Source organism: Selenomonas sp. GACV-9 (assembly GCA_900116485.1).
Taxonomy (GTDB): domain Bacteria; phylum Bacillota; class Negativicutes; order Selenomonadales; family Selenomonadaceae; genus Selenomonas_A; species Selenomonas_A ruminantium_G.
The window spans coordinates 264,421-281,793 of record FPAX01000001.1 but is presented as its reverse complement, the minus strand read 5'-3'; the positions used below and the strand labels follow the sequence as shown (position 1 = coordinate 281,793).

Genomic DNA, 17,373 nt, shown 5'->3' with positions numbered 1-17,373 from the left:
AGATCGATGTCCAAATACAGAGTTTTTGAATTGGCAAAAGAATTCCATACGGAGAGCAAGGTTGTCCTGGATATCCTGAAGAAGGGCAACTTCAAAGTGGCCAATCATCTGAGCAGCGTCGGTGACGAGGAACGCAACACCGTCAAGGCACATTTCGAGAAGAAAGCTGCGCCGGCAAAGAAAGAGCAGCCGAAGGCACAGGAAAATCGCGTGGAAAAACAGAACAATTCCCATAACGACCACAATCATCATGGCAGCAATGGCAGCCAGCACCATAACAACAATGGCGGCAGCCGTACGGAAGGCAGCCAGAACCGGTCGGCAAATCACAACAACAACGGTGGCAGCAGCCACAACGACCATAACAACAACAATCGTGGCGGACGCAACAACGACCGTAACGAGCGCGGCGGCCGCAATGATCGCAACGATCGCAACGGCCGTGGCAATGGTGGCCGCAACGATCGCAATAACCGCAACAACAATCGCAATGAGCGTAATGACCGCAACGATCGCAACAACCGCCGCAATGGCCGTAACAATCGCCGTGGAGGCAATCAGCAGCAGGCACCGAAGGTCGAGATTGCTCGTCCGAAGCACATCAAGCTGCCGGAAAGCATCGCGGTAAAAGACCTGGCATCGAAGATGAGCTACACGGCAGCTGAAGTCGTCAAGAAGCTCTTCATGATGGGCGTAATGGCTACCATCAACCAGGAAATCGACTTCGATACGGCAGCTCTTGTTGCTTCGGAGTTCGGCGTTACCTGTGAGGAACTGCCGCCAGATGTAGACCCGACGGAAATCCCAGAGATTGAGGACGATCCGAAATCCCTGAAACTTCGTCCGCCGGTAGTAACGGTCATGGGTCACGTTGACCACGGTAAGACGTCGCTCCTCGACTGCATCCGCAATACGCACGTGCAGACCCACGAGGCTGGCGGTATCACGCAGCACATCGGTGCTTATCAGGTCAACTGCTCGGGCAAGAAGATTGTCTTCCTCGATACGCCGGGTCATGAGGCCTTCACGGCTATGCGTGCCCGCGGTGCGCAGATTACGGATATCGCTATCCTCGTAGTCGCTGCAGACGACGGTGTCATGCCGCAGACCATCGAGGCGATCAACCATGCCAAATCCGCTGAGGTTCCTATCATCGTGGCCATCAACAAGATTGATAAACCGGGCGCTAATCCGGATCACGTCAAACAGGAACTCATGGAGCATGGCCTCGTACCGGAGGAATACGGCGGGGATACCATCATGGTTCCGGTTTCGGCTAAGAAACAGATGGGTATCGATGATCTGCTCGAAAACGTCCTGCTCGTCGCCGAAGTCGAAGAGCTCAAGGCAAATCCGAACCGTGAGGCTCGCGGCGTCATCATCGAGGCAAAACTCGATAAGGGCCGTGGTACGGTAGCAACGGTCCTGGTTCAGAGCGGTACGCTGCGCATCGGTGATTCCATCGTTTGCGGCACGACTTATGGTAAGGTTCGTGCCATGATTGATGACCGCGGCAACAACGTCAAGAAGGCTGGTCCGTCGGTACCAGTTGAGATCCTTGGTCTCAACGATGTTCCGGCTGCCGGGGATATCCTGGCAGTCCTCGAGGAGAAACAGGCCCGCAGCATCGCCGAGGCCCGTGTCGAGCGCGAGCGCAACCAGCTCATGAAGAGCAAGAAGGTATCCCTGGATGCTCTGTTCCAGCAGATCCAGGAAGGCGAGATCAAGGATCTCAACATCGTGGTCAAAGCTGACGTTCAGGGTTCTGTCGAGGCACTCTGCGGTTCGCTCTTGAAGCTCAACAAGAACGACGAGGTCCGCGTTTCCATCGTACACTCCGGTGTCGGTGCCGTTAACGAGTCCGATGTCATGCTGGCTTCGGCTGCCAATGCTATTATCATTGCCTTCAACGTCCGTCCGGATGCCAATGCCCGCAAGGTCGCTGACAACGAGGATGTGGACATTCGCACTTACCGCGTCATCTACGATGCCCTCAACGATGTGAAGGACGCTATGAGCGGCATGCTCAAACCGAAGTACAAAGAGGTCGTCCAGGGCCGCGTCGAAATCCGTCAGGTCATGAAGTTCTCGAAGGCTCTCGTTGCTGGTTCCTACGTCCTCGAAGGTAAGATCTGCAACAACTCCAAGATCCGCATCATTCGTGACAACATCGAAGTCTTCGATGGCGAAATCGATTCGCTGCGCCGCTTCAAGGATGAGGTCAAGGAAGTCCGCGAAGGCTATGAGTGCGGTATCTCGATTGTCGATTTCCGTGACTTCAAGGAAGGCGATATCATCGAGGCTTACACGATGGAGGAGATTGCTACGTCTATCGCTGAGGCCAACAAGGCTGCTGCCGAGAAACGCAAGGCCCAGGCTGAGGCCAAAGCTAAGGCTGAGCAAGAAGATTGATGATTTATCGTTTACATAAAGGAGGCGAATGCCGATGAGTCAGCTTCGGGTAGAAAAAGTCCAGGAGCTTATGAAGCAGGAAATCAGCCAGATCATCCTGCGTGAACTGAAGGATCCGCGCATCGGATTCGTTACGGTCACCTCGGTGGAATGCACGGGTGACCTCCGTGAGGCCAAGATTTACGTGAGCCTCATGGGCAGTGAGCAGCAGGTCAAGGATTGCTGGACAGGGCTTACGAACAGCCTCGGTTTCATCCGCCGCGAGATCGGCAAACGCATCCGCCTGCGCTTTACGCCGGAGCTTTCCTTTGAGCTGGATAAGTCGCTGGACTACAGCGCCCATATCCAGGAACTGCTGCTGAAGATCAAGGCAGAAGAGGAAGCTAACGGCAAGCATTCGGATGAGGAGCAATAAACACATATGAAAATTTCATTGAGGGAAACTGCGGCTGTCCTGTCCGCGGCACAAAAGGTGGTCATCACAGCCCACACGAATCCCGATGGCGATGCCATCGGCTCGTCCCTGGGTTTGATGCACTTCCTCAAGGGCTTAGGCAAGGACGCGCAGGTTCTCATCGATGATGATATCCCGGCAATATTTGATATGTTGCCGGGATATGAGCTTTTAGGGAAGCCGGAAGAAGGGCAGAGCATTGCAGCCGACGTACTCGTCGCGCTCGATGTGAGCCTTGACCGCATCGGTATGGTAAAGGATGTGGTCAAAGCCGAAGTCCTCAATATCGATCACCATATCACCAACGATGGTGCTGCCGATAAGCTCTATCTCGATGGAACCTGTGCGGCAACCGCAGAAATCATCTATCAGCTGATAAAGGAAATGAACGGAACTTTCAGCCGCGACTGCGCCATGTGCCTCTATACAGGCCTGGCAACTGACTCGGGCTGGTTCCGCTACTCCAATACGACACCGGCGACGCTGCGCGCTGGCGCTGAGCTCTTGGCAGCAGGCGCCGAGCCAAACCTCATCTCGGAGGGGCTCGAACGCCGTCCATATGAAAGCCTCAAAGGCCTGGCGGATGCCCTGCAGCATATGGAGCTATTCCATGATGGCCGCATGGTCGGCGTATTCCTTGACTTTGCCACGCTGGAGAATATCGGATCGGCCGAAGGGCTGGTCGATATGATCCGCAAGGTCGAGGGGACAGAGCTGGCGGTGGTGCTCAAGGAGAAAGAAAAGGACAGCTGCCGTGTGAGCATGCGCTCAAAGGGAATGGACGTCACAAAGATCGCCACGCAGTTTGGCGGTGGCGGCCATGTACGCGCGGCTGGCTGCTCGATTGCAAAACCCTTCGCTGAGGCCAAGGCAGCACTGCTGGCGGCCATTGCTGACGCCTTGGAGCCGCAGGCATGACGGAGATGAAGCCGGCAGCGCCGGTCATTCCCGACATCGGCGGTTTTCTCAACGTCCTGAAGCCCCCTGGCATGACTTCGCATGATGTCATCGGCTTTGTGCGGCGCGTGCTGCATGTCAAGCGCGTCGGTCATGCGGGGACGCTCGATCCGGCGGCTGCCGGTGTCCTGCCAGTGGCGGTGGGGGCATCTACCCGTCTGATTGAGTATCTGGAGCTGGCGGACAAGACGTACCGCGCTGAGGTCAAGTTCGGCATCGCCACGGATAGCGGTGACGACACGGGCGAGGTCATCGAATCCCTGGCGGATTTCACACTGCCAGCTGCTGACGAGATCGAATCGGCGCTGGCAAGATTCCGCGGCCATATCACCCAGGTGCCGCCAGCCCACTCGGCCATCAAGATTGGCGGCCGCCGGGCCTGTGACCTGCTGCGTGAGGGTAAGGCTGTTGACATGCCGTCCCGTGAAGTAATCATCCATCGGCTCGAGCTTTTGGCGCGTCGTGATGATACGCTACTTATCGACACGGACTGCTCCAAGGGCACCTATATCCGCAGTCTCTGCGTAGATATCGGTGCAGCCCTTGGCATTCCGGCGACGATGGCCTTTCTCGTGCGCCGCCGCGTCGGTGACTTTGCGCTTGAAGACGCCTTGACCCTCGAGGAACTCAAGGGACAAGGCGCCAGCGCTTTGCTTGCCCCGTCAGATTTCCTCAGCCATCTGGAGCGCTATGACTTGAATCCCCGGCGTGAAAAGGCCTTCTGCAACGGCCTATCCACCGGTGAGCGCCAGCGTATCCCGCAAAGTGATACGCTGAAAGTCTATGCTGAGGATAGATTTATCGGCATCGGCCGGTTTGACCGGTCAAATATGGAAGTGGTGCCCGTCAAGGTGCTCAAACCATAAATATTAGCCTCGTATCCCAAAGGATACGGGGCTTTTTTGTGTCCGCAAAAGGAATTTTGCCTTTTTTGTCTAATTTTTTCCTATAGAAAGCATGACAGGAATAGTTCTATGGCAATGGGATGGGCAGAATCATGAGTAAATTCAATGATAAGATCGAAAAAAACAGCGATATGTTCTTAAATATGCTTGCAAACGAAAATCCATTTGAGGTGCTCTATTCAGCACGCAATTCCGGCAAATGGAAGGTCTGTTATGACGCGCAGGGCCATGTCGTCAAGATGTCCTGGAGTGATTCCTTCAAAACGATGCTCGGCTATGAGGACGATGCCGAATTTGCCAAAATCATGTCACATTGGATGGATTATGTTTTGCCGGAAGACAGGGGGCGTCTTTTTAAGCATGTCGACGAAGTCGATAAATGCCAGGAGCACGGCGCTGTCTTTCATATAGAATTTCGTATGTGGCGCAAGGATAATGTGACTCGTTGGTTCCATATCGCCGTGCGCAAGCTCAAGGATAAGGACGGTCATCCCTGGCAGGCTGTAGGGATAATCACAGATGTTACAGAGCAGAAACGGCTGGAACTGCAGCGCCAGATGTATAAGGTGCTGGCCCAGGAATTCTTGACCACCTATATCATCGATGCGGTGAACCACAAGCTGCGCATTGTCCGCAACGATGGCAAGGCCGAAAATGCCAATGAGGAGCTGGCCGCCTTCGATAACGGATCCTATGAGGATTTTATCGAGAATCTCTGTGAGAAATATATCGTTCCCGAAGACCGCGCCCGGATCAAGCGTGATGTCGCCATCGATTCGCTGATGGAAAAGACACAGTCAGGGAACCTCTATCAGATCGATTTCATGTTGATGGATGAATGCGGGAAACGCTGCTACTACCAGGGAACCTATTCACGCATCATCGACGAGAACGGCAATGTGGCCTTTTTCTATGGCTGCCGTGATGTCAGCGAGATTGTCGCGAAGGAAAAGAAAAAGCAGGAGGAGATACAGGAGCGGCGCCGGCAGCTGGCCGAAGCCTATGAGACCCAGGAGGCACAGCTCGAAGAGATTCGTGTACTCAATGATGAGCTCGAGATCGCCAAAGATGCGGCGAATGCGGCCAACAAGGCTAAGACAGCCTTCCTGTTCAATATGTCTCACGACATCCGCACGCCCATGAATGCCATCATCGGGTTCACAAATCTCATCGAGAAGAACATTGACGATAAGGAACAGGTGCGGGACTATCTGAAAAAGATACAGGCCTCCAATGAGTTTCTACTGTCCCTCATCAACAATGTGCTCGAAATGGCCCGCATCGAAAGCGGTAAGGCGACGATTGATGAGTCCTATGGCAATGCCCGGGAAATCTACCAGGCAATCTGTGCCGTATTTGAAGCCCAGATGAAGGAAAAAAAGCTGACATTCACCCACACCATCGATGTGGAGCATGAAGACCTGCTCGTCGATTTCACTAAGTTCCGGGAAATCATGCTGAATCTCATCAGCAATGCCTATAAATATACGCCGGAAGGCGGCAGCGTGTCCATGGATATCCGGGAAATCCCGTCCCATGAGGAAGGCTATGCGCTCTATCAGGTCACGATAGCCGACACGGGCATCGGCATGCCGGAAGATTTCCTGCCGCATCTTTACGAAGCGTTCTCACGGGAGAAGACCACCACCCAGAGCGGCATCATGGGTACAGGCCTTGGCATGTTGATCGTCAAGGAGCTTGTGGATCTGCTCGGTGGTACCATCAAGGTCACAAGCAAGCTCGGCGTCGGGACGACCTTTGTGGTGACCTTCCCGTTCCGCATCACCGAAAAGATCATGATCCATGCCGGCCCAAAAGAAAACGCCGTGCGGGATTACACGAAATTCCAAGGGTTGCGCATCCTGTTAGCCGAGGATAACGAGCTCAATGCGGAAATCGCTACGGCCATCCTGACGGAAAAAGGCTTTACCGTGGAGCATGCCGAAGATGGGGTAGACGCAGTAGATAAGATGGAACATTCAAAACCTGGCGACTATGACCTGATACTCATGGATATCCAGATGCCACGGCTGAATGGCTATGAGGCAACGCGTACCATCCGCAAGCTCAAAGAGCCCTATCAGTCAGGGATACCCATCATTGCGATGACGGCCAACGCCTTTGATGAGGATAAGCATCGGGCCGTGCTGGCGGGCATGAATGACCATGTGGCTAAACCCTTTGACGTGGATAAGCTGTACGATACCATCGAAATGGTGCTGCTCGATACCAATCGCTATGTCCATAACGATGCCCTTGAGGCCTTTCGGGAAAAATACCAGCAGCTTGGCTGCCTCTGCGGATTCTTTGTCTACCGGGCGGGCTTTGATGAACAGATCATCTATGCAGATCCCGAAACAGCGGCGATCTTCGGCTGTGCCACGACGGTGGAATTCATGCAGTTTGTTGGCGGATCTTTCAAGACCATGGTGCATGTGGAGGATGTTTTTGCCGTACAGCAGGCCATCGAAGAACAGCAGAGCAAATCCCAGGAAAACCTTGACTACATCGACTACGATATCGTCCGCAAGGATGGGGCTATCCGTCATGTGGCTGATGTAGGTTATAAGGTGTTCAACGGCACGGAATATGTTTACTATGTCTATATTGCCGATGTGACGGAGATGAACATGAACTGACAGAACGAAATAAGTGTAGTATAATAAGTAGACGCAAATATTTAGTAATAGGTGATGTTCATGAGAGTTTTCTCGAAGCTGACAGCTTTGAGCAGAGAATACAAGAATATTGTTGTGGCCCTGGGCATGTTTGACGGCGTGCACATCGGGCACCAGAGCATTGTCCGGCGGGCCGTGGAACTTGCGCGGGAGATTGACGGCACGGCTGTTGTCTTCACGTTCAGCAACCATCCACTAGCCGTCGTTGCGCCCCAGGCACTGCCCAAACAGATTGGCAACAACCTGTTGCGCGAGCGGCGTCTTGCTGAACTCGGCGTTGACGTGCTTGTTTCGATTCCATTCACAAAAGAATTTGCCAGCAAGAGCCCCAAAGCATTTCTCGAGCTCCTGCAACAGCTCTTTGCGCCACGCTATGTGGTCACAGGGCCAAACTATACCTTTGGTGCCAAGGGCAGGGGGACGCAGCGCCAGCTGTTGCGTGAAGGCCCTGCATACGGCTTTCAGGCTGAGGTCTGCCAGGCCGTGCTGCGCGATGGCCGTGCCGTCAGCAGCACGCGCATCCGCGCATTGGTTGATAAGGGCGAGTTGCAGGCGGTCAATGACTTTTTAGGCTATCCGTTCACGGTAATCGGCCGGGTCATCCATGGCGACCGGCGCGGACGCACGCTGGGCTTCCCAACGGCCAATCTCGCCATTCCCGACGAGCGCGTGATGCTGCCCAATGGCGTCTATGCCTGTGATGTCATCCATGCAGGCAGGCATTATGCCGGCCTTGCCAATATCGGCGACAATCCGACCTTCGAAGGCTGCAACCGACGTCTGGAGGTCAATATCCAGGACTTCAGCCAGGACATCTACGATCAGGTCATCGAGGTGCGGTTCCTGGGCAAGCTGCGCGAGCAGCAGAAATTCGCGGGCAAGGAGGAGCTCATCGCGCAGATGCATCGCGACCGCGAGAATGCGCGCTGCTACTGGCGGGGATAATTGCATTTTCCCATTTACAAGCGGCTGCATTCTATGCTATACTATCAAAGGTAATTTTTACCGCTGACCTCAGCTCAGCCTGCGAAGTACTCCGACGCACGCTTAGCTGATGGCTGAAAATCTTATTTTACAGGAGGAGTTTTCACATGTTGACTCAGGAAGCAAAACAGGAAATCATGCAGAAGTATGCCGTTCACGAGGGTGACACGGGTTCGCCGGAAGTACAGATCGCTGTTCTGACGGCTCGCATCCAGTACCTCACGGAGCATCTGAAGGAGCACAAGAAGGATCATCATTCCCGTCGTGGCCTGCTCAAGATGGTTGGTCATCGCCGCCGTCTCCTCAGCTACCTCTACAAGACGGACATCGAGCGTTATCGTTCCATCATCGCTAAGCTCGGCATCCGCGCTACGATTGGCTAATCGTCAGACGATTCCTGACAAAAAAGCGGGTTTAATCCCGCTTTTTTTACTTTGAAAAAGGATATTTTTCCAATACGTCGAAATGGATACAGTATATTGGAATAAACGACATACGCTATACTAGGAGGAAATGATTCATGCAGAGTTTCGAGATGGAACTGGGGGGCCGCAAGCTCATCATTGAGAACGGCAAGATGGCCAAACAGGCAAATGGTGCGGCACTGGTTCGCTATGGCGATACGGTCGTGCTCGTCACGGCTACGGCATCTGCCGAGCCGCGCGAGGGCGTTGACTTTTTCCCGCTGACGGTAGACTATGAGGAAAAGATGTATGCAGCAGGCAAGATTCCCGGCGGCTTCATCAAACGCGAGGGCCGTCCGTCGAGCGACGCAATCCTCTGCGCACGCCTGATCGACCGTCCAATCCGTCCGCTGTTCCCGAAGGGCTTCCGCAACGACGTGCAGATTGTCGCGACGGTGCTGTCGGTGGAGCAGGACAATGCACCGGAGCTCGCAGCTATGATCGGTGCTTCGGCAGCCCTGACGGTTTCCGATATCCCCTTCATGGGCCCGATCGCCGGCGTCCGTGTCGGCCGTGTGGACGATGAATTCGTCATCAACCCGACGGAAGAGCAGCGCAAGGTTTCGACGCTGAACCTGACCGTTGCCGGCTCGAAGGATGCCGTCATGATGGTTGAGGCCGGTGCCAACGAGCTGCCCGAGGATGTCATCCTCGACGCTATCCTCTATGGACATAAGGAAATCCAGCGCATCGTCGCTTGGCAGGAAGAGATCCAGCAGGCTTGCGGCAAGGAGAAACGCGAAGTCAAGCTGTTCACGGTTCCCGAGGAACTGGAGAAGGCCATCAGCGACTATGCCAAAGACCGTCTCGACGAAGCAACGCGCAATCCCGATAAGCTCGACCGCGATGCCCATATCGCTGATATCAACGCCGATGTCATGGAGCATTTCCTCGTCGACTATCCGGAAATGGATAAAGAGATTGCCATGGCGCTGCATGACCTCGAGAAATCCATCGTCCGCCATATGATTACGCATGAGAAAATCCGTCCGGACGGCCGTGAGGTGGAAGAAGTCCGCCCGGTAAGCTGCGAAGTTGGCCTGCTGCCGCGCACGCATGGCTCCGGTCTCTTTACCCGTGGCCAGACGCAGGTGCTCACGGTCACGACGCTTGGGTCCCTCGGCGACGAGCAGATTATCGATGGCCTTGGACCTGAAACGAAGAAACACTACATCCATCACTATAACTTCCCTGGTTACTCGGTCGGCGAAGCCAAACCGATCCGCAGCCCAGGCCGCCGCGAAATCGGTCATGGTGCCCTCGCTGAGCGCGCCCTCGTGCCGGTTATTCCGTCCATCGAGGAGTTCCCGTACACGATTCGCCTCGTATCGGAAATCCTCGAGTCCAATGGCTCCAGCTCCATGGGCTCCGTCTGCGGCTCCACCCTGTCCCTGATGAACGCCGGTGTTCCCATCAAACGTCCGGTTTCTGGCGTTGCCATGGGCCTCGTCAAAGAAGGGGATGCCTACACGATTCTCACCGACATCCAGGGTATGGAAGATGCTCTTGGCGATATGGACTTCAAGGTGGCAGGTACGACGGAAGGTGTCACGGCTATCCAGATGGATATCAAGGTTGCTGGCATCGACCGCAACATCCTCTCGTCGGCTCTGCAGCAGGCAAAACGCGGCCGAGCCTTCATCCTCGGCAAGATGCTCGAGTGCATCGCGGAGCCGGCTGCTGACCTCTCGCCCTATGCACCGCGCGTGGAGACGATCAAGATCAAAGTCGACAAGATCCGTGACGTCATCGGTACCGGCGGCAAGGTCGTCAAGAAAATCATCGATGAGACGGGTGTCGAAATCGACATTCATGAAGATGGCAATATCTTCATCTCCTCTGTTGATGCTGAGGGCATGAAGAAGGCAAAACAGATGATTGAAGACATCGTCCGCGAAGTTGAAGTCGGCGAAGTCTACACGGGCAAAGTAACGCGCCTGATGAAATTCGGTGCCTTCGTCGAAGTCCTGCCGGGCAAGGAAGGACTCTGCCACATCTCGCAGCTTTCGAGCCGCCGCGTCGAAAAAGTCGAAGACGTGGTCCAGATTGGCGACCAGCTCCAGGTCAAAGTCATCGAAATCGACGACAAAGGCCGCGTAAACCTCAGCCATAAGGCTTGCCTCTAAACAAGAAGCAATAATAACAAAGCCCGCAGATTCTGATGGATCTGCGGGCTTTTCGCTTGTAACTTTCGTTATTTGTTATACATGCGGTTGAGCGGGTTTTCTTTGAAGATGTTGCCCTGTTCGATGTAGCGGTGGACCATCTTTTCGGATTTGTGGCGGGTCTGGCGCATGATGGAGAGGGCGTCGACGTCGTGCTGGGCGGCGCTGGTGGCGAAGCCACGGCGCAGGCTGTGGCCGGCGAATTGCTTTTCGTCAAGGCCGGCCATCTTGGCATATTTCTTGACGACGAGGGCCACCGATTTATCGGAAAGCTGCGTGTCACGCAGACTGTGGGCTTTGGTGAACGGACGGAAAATGGGCCCCGTATGGATTTGTGCGGCCTCGATCCAGGCTTTGAGTGCGCGCACAGCGCAAATCTCTTCATCAGGCGCATAGGGGATGGCAATGGTCGAGCCACGACCGTATTGGTCGCCTTTGGACTGGGGCACGAAGATCATCAGGCCCTGGGGGGTGAAGGTCAGTTCCTCGCACTGGATGCGCACAAGCTCTGAGCGGCGGAAGGCACCGGCAAAGCCGAGAAAGATCAGCGCCTTGTCCCGCAGGGACACGAGGTCAGTATCTTCAAAACAGTCTGCCAGCAGATAGAGGGTTTCCATGAGGATTGGCGATTTGCCACGCTGGAACGTGCCTTTCTCGCGGCGGATGGCGGCCATGGCCGCACGCACGATGCCATCCTTGGCTGGATTGTTCTTGCCGCCATAGCCAGCGGCAATGTGGTTTTCCGAGATAGCCGTGACACGGCGTGATACGGTATTGGCCTTGGCATCATCGGCCAGGTCGTTGATGTAGTTGACAATGGTCTCCGGCTGCGTCGGCAGGTCGCGTTCGCCATGATGCTGGCACCAGTCAGAGAAGTCACTCCAGTCTGACGAGTAGGCCTTCAGGGTATTGTCTGCTTTCGATTTTTCGAGCCGGCGTTTGGCCTTGGCTGAGAGCCGCTGATTGCTTTCGATGCGCTGGTTCTTGATCAGCATGAAGTTTTCTTTTGGTTTCATGGTTCATCCGTCTTTCTAAAGAATCTTGTCTCTATTATATACGATATTTGTTTCAGCGTCACGTCGGGAAGTGGTGCGAAAAGTTAGAAAAAGGTATATAATAAAAAGATAGGATTCAAGTATGAAAGTGAGGTGCGGCGATGAAATGGCTGCGCAGTATGATAAAACGAAAAGTTATATGGCTATCACTTACGATGGTGGTTGTCAGTTTGAGCTGCTTTCTGCTGCTGGTACAGCACGAGGCGCATTCGGGGCTGTTGTTGTCGCCGCCTGGTGAGCTCACGGCATCGACACAGGAAGAGCCGCTTTCGTATTCGCCGGTACTATCGTGGAGCAAGGATACTGAGGCGGTTTATTATGAGATTGAGTTTTTTACCGCTAAGCCACTGATGCTGTCTTCCACCAGTGATTCGGACGATGCGATTTTCCGCAGTTATGCGATTTTCCAGAACCACTACAATCCGCCTCTGGAAAAATTTGCGTCCATCTACTTGGGCAAGCAGCCACTTTATTGGCGCGTGCGGGCCATGGATTTCAATGGCAATCCCTGCACGCCTTTTAGTGAGCTTGCTGAGCTTTGGACCAGCGCTGAGGTCGAGCCGCAAAAGGCGCCAGTGCCGCTTACGAATTACAACAGCGGCCGCGGCTCCGTGCTGCTTTACCCCGTTTATCATTGGATTCCGCTGAGCAGTGTCACAGGCGGTTATGAGATCGAGCTTTATGCGGGCAATCCCGATACCCAGCGCGATGCTGTATTGCTCGATACCCTGCATAGTGATGTGGCTGAGTTTTACGATCCCAATCCACGCTACAATGACCGCGACCTTTACTGGCGCGTGCGCGGCCTTGACCAAGAGGGAAATGCCTCTACGCGCTGGTCGCTGCCGACTCGCATCCGCACAGCACCAGCCGACAACTGGCAGGTTGCAGTCCTTGGCGATAGCATCTCCCATGGCGGCGGCCATTACTCCTACGGCCCCGAGGACTTCGAGTTCAGCTGGCTGGCAAGTCTCGATTTTGATGTCATCAACTTGTCGGAATCCGGTGATACCGTGCAGATGACGCTGAATCGTTTTGACCGGGATGTGGTGCCGTTTCATCCCCAGTACCTGCTGATCATGACAGGCACGAACAGCCTGCGGGCTGGTGAGGAGCCTGAGGTCGTCATTGAAAGCCTGAAAGAAATGCAGCGTCGTTGCCGCCAGCATGGCATCCGACCAATCCTGCTGACCCTGCCAGCTGTCAATCCCGATAACATCCAGCATGTGTTCAAGGAAGAAACTGCTGATGACTGGTATGACCGGTTCAGCAAGGTAAATGCTTTCATCCGCACCCAGGTGCATATCGATGTGGCCGCAGCCTTTGACTGCCCCGAGCGCGTTTTGCCGACGGTCTATGCCCTCGATGGCCTGCACCCCGATGTGATGGGCAAGCGCCTGATGGGGCGGGCCGTAAATGCCGCCTGGCCCCAGGCCAAGGCACAGGCTGATAAGGAATGGGAGAATGATCATGGGCGCGAGAATCCGTAAGTATTGGCAGGCACACCCGAAATTTTGGCGTGGTGTGCTGCTGGCGATGGTGATAATTGTCATTGGCGCAGTAATACTCCTTGAGTTTCTGAGCCGCGGCGCAGCAGTGATTTTTAATCACGAAATGCAGGAGCAGGACATGCTGCGGGGCACGATCACGGCGGACAAGATTCTGGCCGATTTGACCGGTCATGTGATGTTTGAACATCTTGTCTGGAAGAATCCCGATGGCGTGACGATTCTCGAGGTGCCCTCAGGCAGTCTGCAAGTGCGCCCCTGGGATATCGTGACTAAGAATATCAAGTCCACGACCATCCAGGCCATCACGCTGAATGATGCGCAGGTCTCGTTGCGTCTCGCGGATGATATGCAGGTGGACTTTGTGCGGCAGTCGCGCGATATGAATAAGCTCGAGGACGACCCAGAGGACAAGGATTGGCGCAACAAGGTCAGCCTGACGGGTAAAAGCGAAGAGGAACGCAAGGCCATCGGCGAGTGGCGGCGCAAGCGGCAGGCGGCACGCCTGCAGAAACGCTGGGACAACTTCAACCGGCAGGGACGCAAGATACGGACAAAACTTACCCTTGCAAACTGCCGCATGGAGGTGTTCTTCAAGGATCGCCATTACCTCATGGACCATGTGGAGCTCCAAACGGATATCAACACCAACGACAAGATGAAGATAAAGCTTGAGACAGGCGGCTTTGGCGGCACGATGATTGGTAATGGCATCCGCCTGAATGGGGAAGTAGACTTTACAGCAGAAGATATTCCTGTCTGCGACCTGTGGCTGCGCTTTATCGACGTTGACCCCTCATCGCTGGATATGGGGGTCAATATCCATGATAAGATGACCCTTGACTCGCATATTTCGGGGCCGCTCACAACACTTTCTGGGGAAGGACATGTGCAGATGGATGAACTGCATATCCCGGGCCTTGATTTTTCCAATGTGATTGGCGACCTTTATTACGATGGTGAAGATCTGCTGTTCAAGGATGTCACTGCTGATGTCTTTGGCGGCAAACTGGTTGCCGAGGGAACTTATGACCTGGATACGCGCTATTATCAGCTGCAGGGCCATGGCTCGAACCTGCAGACAGCCAAGGCCCTGCCAGGCAGCAGCCTTTATTGCAGCGTGGATATGGACGTCAATATGTATTCCCGTGGTAGCTCACGCGAAACGACGGTCTGGGGTAGTTTCGCGTCGCAGCCGGGCTTTTACAAGCTGCTGCCCTTCAACAAGCTGGCAGGAAAATTCACCAATGAGTACCGTAATCTGACCTTTAACGATGTGGTAATGGAGCTGCCAGGCTTTACCGCAAAGACCGATTCCCTGAGCATCAAGCAGGGTAAGCTGGCCTTTGCGCCAATCCATTTATTCGATGAAAAAGGGCAGCCCCTTACGGTCATTGAAAACTATCGCTGAGATTGGAAAAAGGTCTTTGTTTATGCTATCATAGAGTATGTGAGACGTAGAGGAGGACTGTGATTTGCTGGTTTTGTCCAGAAAAGCTAAAGAAGAAATCATGATTGGTGACAAGATCCTATTGACGGTCATCAAAGTCGCAGCAGGAAAAATAAAAGTAGGAATTACAGCGCCTGAACACATCAAAGTACAGCGGCTTGACCACGAATTGGCGGCCAATCAGGAAAATGGAGAGGATTCTCATGAAATTTGATACACAGGCAGGCTATGCATTCATGCATCTCTATCTGAGCCTGCACCCGAAGAAATCGCCGGCTTACGATCCGACGGAAGAAGGCTATATCTCTGATGTGGAGGAATCGCGCCTGCATCACTTTGCCGAGTTCATCCGTTTCAACGAACGGGTGCGCACCCAGCATCAGTCATTGCGCGCTGAAGTAAAGCAGGCTGGCAGCGGCTGGCAGGACTTCACTCAGCACTTTGTCGAGAATGTCCATGGCGACATCGAGTTTGACGATAAGGAGCTGGCAACAGCCTTCGAGAAATTCAAGAACGATGTACATCGCATCTGCAGCCGCCCGCATACGCAGCTTGAGATTGAGATAGCTAAGTCTTTGGAGTAATGACCATTAAAAATACCCCTTCGCGCTGAAGGGGTATTTTTAATGGTTATTGTTACGCCGCTGTTCATGCAAGGCGGCACATTTCTCGACAATCAGGCGCACCACCCAGGAGGCTGGGCGCGTGGATTTCGTATGGAACCATTGCTCAACGGTGCGGCTCGGGGCACCGAGCAGGCGCTCACAGTCCCGTGGGGTAATCCCCCAGAGCTCACGCATGAGTTTCATGGGTTCGTCGGCGCAGGCGATGCGGTCGAGCTCGACTGCCTTTTTGAGTTCCTGAACGTCGACGTCAAAACCGGTCTGGCGCTGGAACCAGTTGGGAATGTCCTCACGGGTAACCTTGGGCATGAATGGCACTTCCTTTCTTGTTTTGCATTCCATATGTTTTATATTCGACGGCTTGGACGTGAATCCTCTTATTTTTCTTTTGCGTGCAGACAAAACGGCGTATTTATGGTAATATAGTGAAGATAAAATTTTGTAAGGAGATGCCCTCACACAATGAAAACCACGATTATCGGCATTGCCGGCGGCACGGGTTCCGGCAAATCGACGTTTACGAATCGCCTCAAGAAACATTTCGGTGATGATGTTACGGTAATCTATCACGACAATTATTACCGTCCGCATGATGACCTGTCCTTCCAGGAGCGTCAGCATATCAACTATGATCATCCGAAATCCTTGGAGACGGATCTGCTCATCGAGCAGCTGACGGAGCTGCGGCAGGGTCGCAGCGTCGAGTGTCCGGTCTATGATTTTGCCCAGCATACGCGCGCCAAAGAGACGACCATCATCAAGCCGAGCCGCGTCATCATCGTCGAGGGTATCCTGATCCTGCAGGATGAGCGCCTGCGCGATTTGTTCGATATCAAGATCTTTGTCGAGGCCGATGCCGACGAGCGCATCCTGCGCCGCGTGCTGCGCGACATCAACGAGCGCGGCCGTGACCTCGAGAACATCATCGAGCAGTACCTCGAAACCGTAAAGCCGATGCATTATCTCTATGTCGCACCGACGAAGAACGTAGCCGATATCGTCATCAACAGCGGCCTCAACAATGTCGCCTTTGATATCATCAAGACGAAGATCCAGGCGCTGCTGGCTGCCAGCGAAAACGAATAATTACAAGGATAAAAACAGCGACAGGCTGCAGTGGGAACCTGTCGCTGTTTTTTTACTGCCATTCCAGCCCCAACGAGGTTTCCTCGGCAGGGGCAGTGAATATCAACGTTATGGAGTTATCCTGCAAATCTAGAACTTTGAAATCAATATATCTTATGTATGTAGGTTCCAATTCGTCAATGACATGGCCTTCGCTGTAAACTATCTTTGTCCCATCAGGAGAGGCTGCCCAGCTGCCTAAATGACCGGAATCGTGGATGACAGCGATCAACTTTTTATAGGTTTCGCCATCAAAACCGCCATCGTTGTTCCGGCTGAAATCGGCAGTTACATCTGCTGCTGTTTTCAGCCCCCAAAAGCAACGTTTATACGCAGTTCTTTTGTATTCATGCTTGAACACGATGCCTTCATAATTGTCTACCTGGCGATAGTCTTGCGAAAAATCCAAATATGTATGGTATAGCACGACTTCTTTTATGAATAGCACGAGCAGGACTACAGCCGCCCCTTTTAAAACCAGTCGCCCAAAGCTCTTTTTCTTCATTTCCAGTCTCCTGTGTTGATAAAATCGCGTTTTATAATATAATGTCGTGCTATCATTATATTGACTAAAGGTTAAATCAAGTTTAAAA

At 53.6% G+C, this 17,373-nt stretch carries 16 protein-coding genes; 13 read left to right on the top strand and 3 right to left on the bottom strand.

What is annotated here, in order from left to right:
• Positions 1-6: 6 nt before the first annotated feature.
• The 8 genes from infB to BM322_RS01250 all read left to right on the top strand — a co-directional run bounded on the left by infB (position 7) and on the right by BM322_RS01250 (position 10,980).
• A complete protein-coding gene (gene infB / locus BM322_RS01285) occupies positions 7-2,412 on the top strand; it encodes a translation initiation factor IF-2 (protein ID WP_075428096.1) in 2,406 nt (801 codons plus the stop codon).
• A gap of 34 nt (positions 2,413-2,446) precedes the next feature.
• Complete coding sequence (gene rbfA, locus BM322_RS01280) at positions 2,447-2,827, top strand: 30S ribosome-binding factor RbfA (RefSeq protein ID WP_075428095.1); 381 nt, start codon at positions 2,447-2,449, stop codon at positions 2,825-2,827.
• A gap of 6 nt (positions 2,828-2,833) precedes the next feature.
• Positions 2,834-3,784 (top strand): bifunctional oligoribonuclease/PAP phosphatase NrnA, encoded by a 951-nt coding sequence (locus BM322_RS01275; RefSeq protein ID WP_075428094.1) that lies wholly within the window; start codon positions 2,834-2,836, stop codon positions 3,782-3,784.
• A gap of 35 nt (positions 3,785-3,819) precedes the next feature.
• The gene (truB, locus tag BM322_RS01270) at positions 3,820-4,689 is read left to right on the top strand and encodes a tRNA pseudouridine(55) synthase TruB (RefSeq protein WP_075428442.1); all 870 of its coding nucleotides are present in this window, start codon (positions 3,820-3,822) and stop codon (positions 4,687-4,689) included.
• A gap of 131 nt (positions 4,690-4,820) precedes the next feature.
• Positions 4,821-7,367 carry a PAS domain-containing protein gene (locus BM322_RS01265; RefSeq protein ID WP_075428093.1) on the top strand — a complete coding sequence of 849 codons (2,547 nt, stop codon included), beginning with the start codon at positions 4,821-4,823 and terminating at the stop codon, positions 7,365-7,367.
• 60 nt (positions 7,368-7,427) lie between these two features.
• On the top strand, positions 7,428-8,351 hold the full coding sequence (ribF, locus tag BM322_RS01260; RefSeq protein WP_075428092.1) for a riboflavin biosynthesis protein RibF: 924 nt from the start codon (positions 7,428-7,430) through the stop codon (positions 8,349-8,351).
• 146 nt (positions 8,352-8,497) lie between these two features.
• Positions 8,498-8,773: a 30S ribosomal protein S15 gene (gene rpsO, locus BM322_RS01255; protein ID WP_075428091.1), complete on the top strand. Its 276-nt coding sequence runs from the start codon at positions 8,498-8,500 to the stop codon at positions 8,771-8,773.
• A 137-nt stretch (positions 8,774-8,910) separates the two neighbouring features.
• On the top strand, positions 8,911-10,980 hold the full coding sequence (locus tag BM322_RS01250) for a polyribonucleotide nucleotidyltransferase (RefSeq protein ID WP_075428090.1): 2,070 nt from the start codon (positions 8,911-8,913) through the stop codon (positions 10,978-10,980).
• Between the two features lie 68 nt (positions 10,981-11,048).
• Here the strand turns inward: BM322_RS01250 and BM322_RS01245 are convergent, their stop codons facing one another.
• The gene (locus BM322_RS01245) at positions 11,049-12,035 is read right to left on the bottom strand and encodes a site-specific integrase (protein WP_075428089.1); all 987 of its coding nucleotides are present in this window, start codon (positions 12,033-12,035) and stop codon (positions 11,049-11,051) included.
• Between the two features lie 209 nt (positions 12,036-12,244).
• Between BM322_RS01245 and BM322_RS01240 the strand changes: the two genes are divergently transcribed.
• The 4 genes from BM322_RS01240 to BM322_RS01225 all read left to right on the top strand — a co-directional run bounded on the left by BM322_RS01240 (position 12,245) and on the right by BM322_RS01225 (position 15,616).
• A complete protein-coding gene (locus tag BM322_RS01240; RefSeq protein WP_318254487.1) occupies positions 12,245-13,564 on the top strand; it encodes a GDSL-type esterase/lipase family protein in 1,320 nt (439 codons plus the stop codon).
• Positions 13,545-14,993, top strand: a complete 1,449-nt coding sequence (locus tag BM322_RS01235; protein ID WP_143102149.1) for a hypothetical protein — start codon at positions 13,545-13,547, stop codon at positions 14,991-14,993. The genes BM322_RS01240 and BM322_RS01235 overlap by 20 nt, the downstream gene beginning before the upstream one ends.
• A gap of 64 nt (positions 14,994-15,057) precedes the next feature.
• Positions 15,058-15,246: a carbon storage regulator gene (locus tag BM322_RS01230; RefSeq protein WP_075428087.1), complete on the top strand. Its 189-nt coding sequence runs from the start codon at positions 15,058-15,060 to the stop codon at positions 15,244-15,246.
• Entirely contained in the window at positions 15,236-15,616 is a 381-nt protein-coding gene (locus BM322_RS01225; protein WP_075428086.1) for a hypothetical protein, read from the top strand. The genes BM322_RS01230 and BM322_RS01225 overlap by 11 nt, the downstream gene beginning before the upstream one ends.
• Before the next feature lie 39 nt (positions 15,617-15,655).
• Here the strand turns inward: BM322_RS01225 and BM322_RS01220 are convergent, their stop codons facing one another.
• On the bottom strand, positions 15,656-15,964 hold the full coding sequence (locus BM322_RS01220) for a hypothetical protein (protein WP_075428085.1): 309 nt from the start codon (positions 15,962-15,964) through the stop codon (positions 15,656-15,658).
• A gap of 153 nt (positions 15,965-16,117) precedes the next feature.
• On the opposite strand from BM322_RS01220, the gene udk reads away from it, so the two are divergent.
• A complete protein-coding gene (gene udk, locus BM322_RS01215; protein ID WP_075428084.1) occupies positions 16,118-16,741 on the top strand; it encodes a uridine kinase in 624 nt (207 codons plus the stop codon).
• Between the two features lie 52 nt (positions 16,742-16,793).
• Here udk and BM322_RS01210 read toward each other — a convergent pair whose 3' ends face one another.
• Positions 16,794-17,285 carry a hypothetical protein gene (locus BM322_RS01210; RefSeq protein ID WP_075428083.1) on the bottom strand — a complete coding sequence of 164 codons (492 nt, stop codon included), beginning with the start codon at positions 17,283-17,285 and terminating at the stop codon, positions 16,794-16,796.
• Between the last annotated feature and the right edge of the window lie 88 nt (positions 17,286-17,373).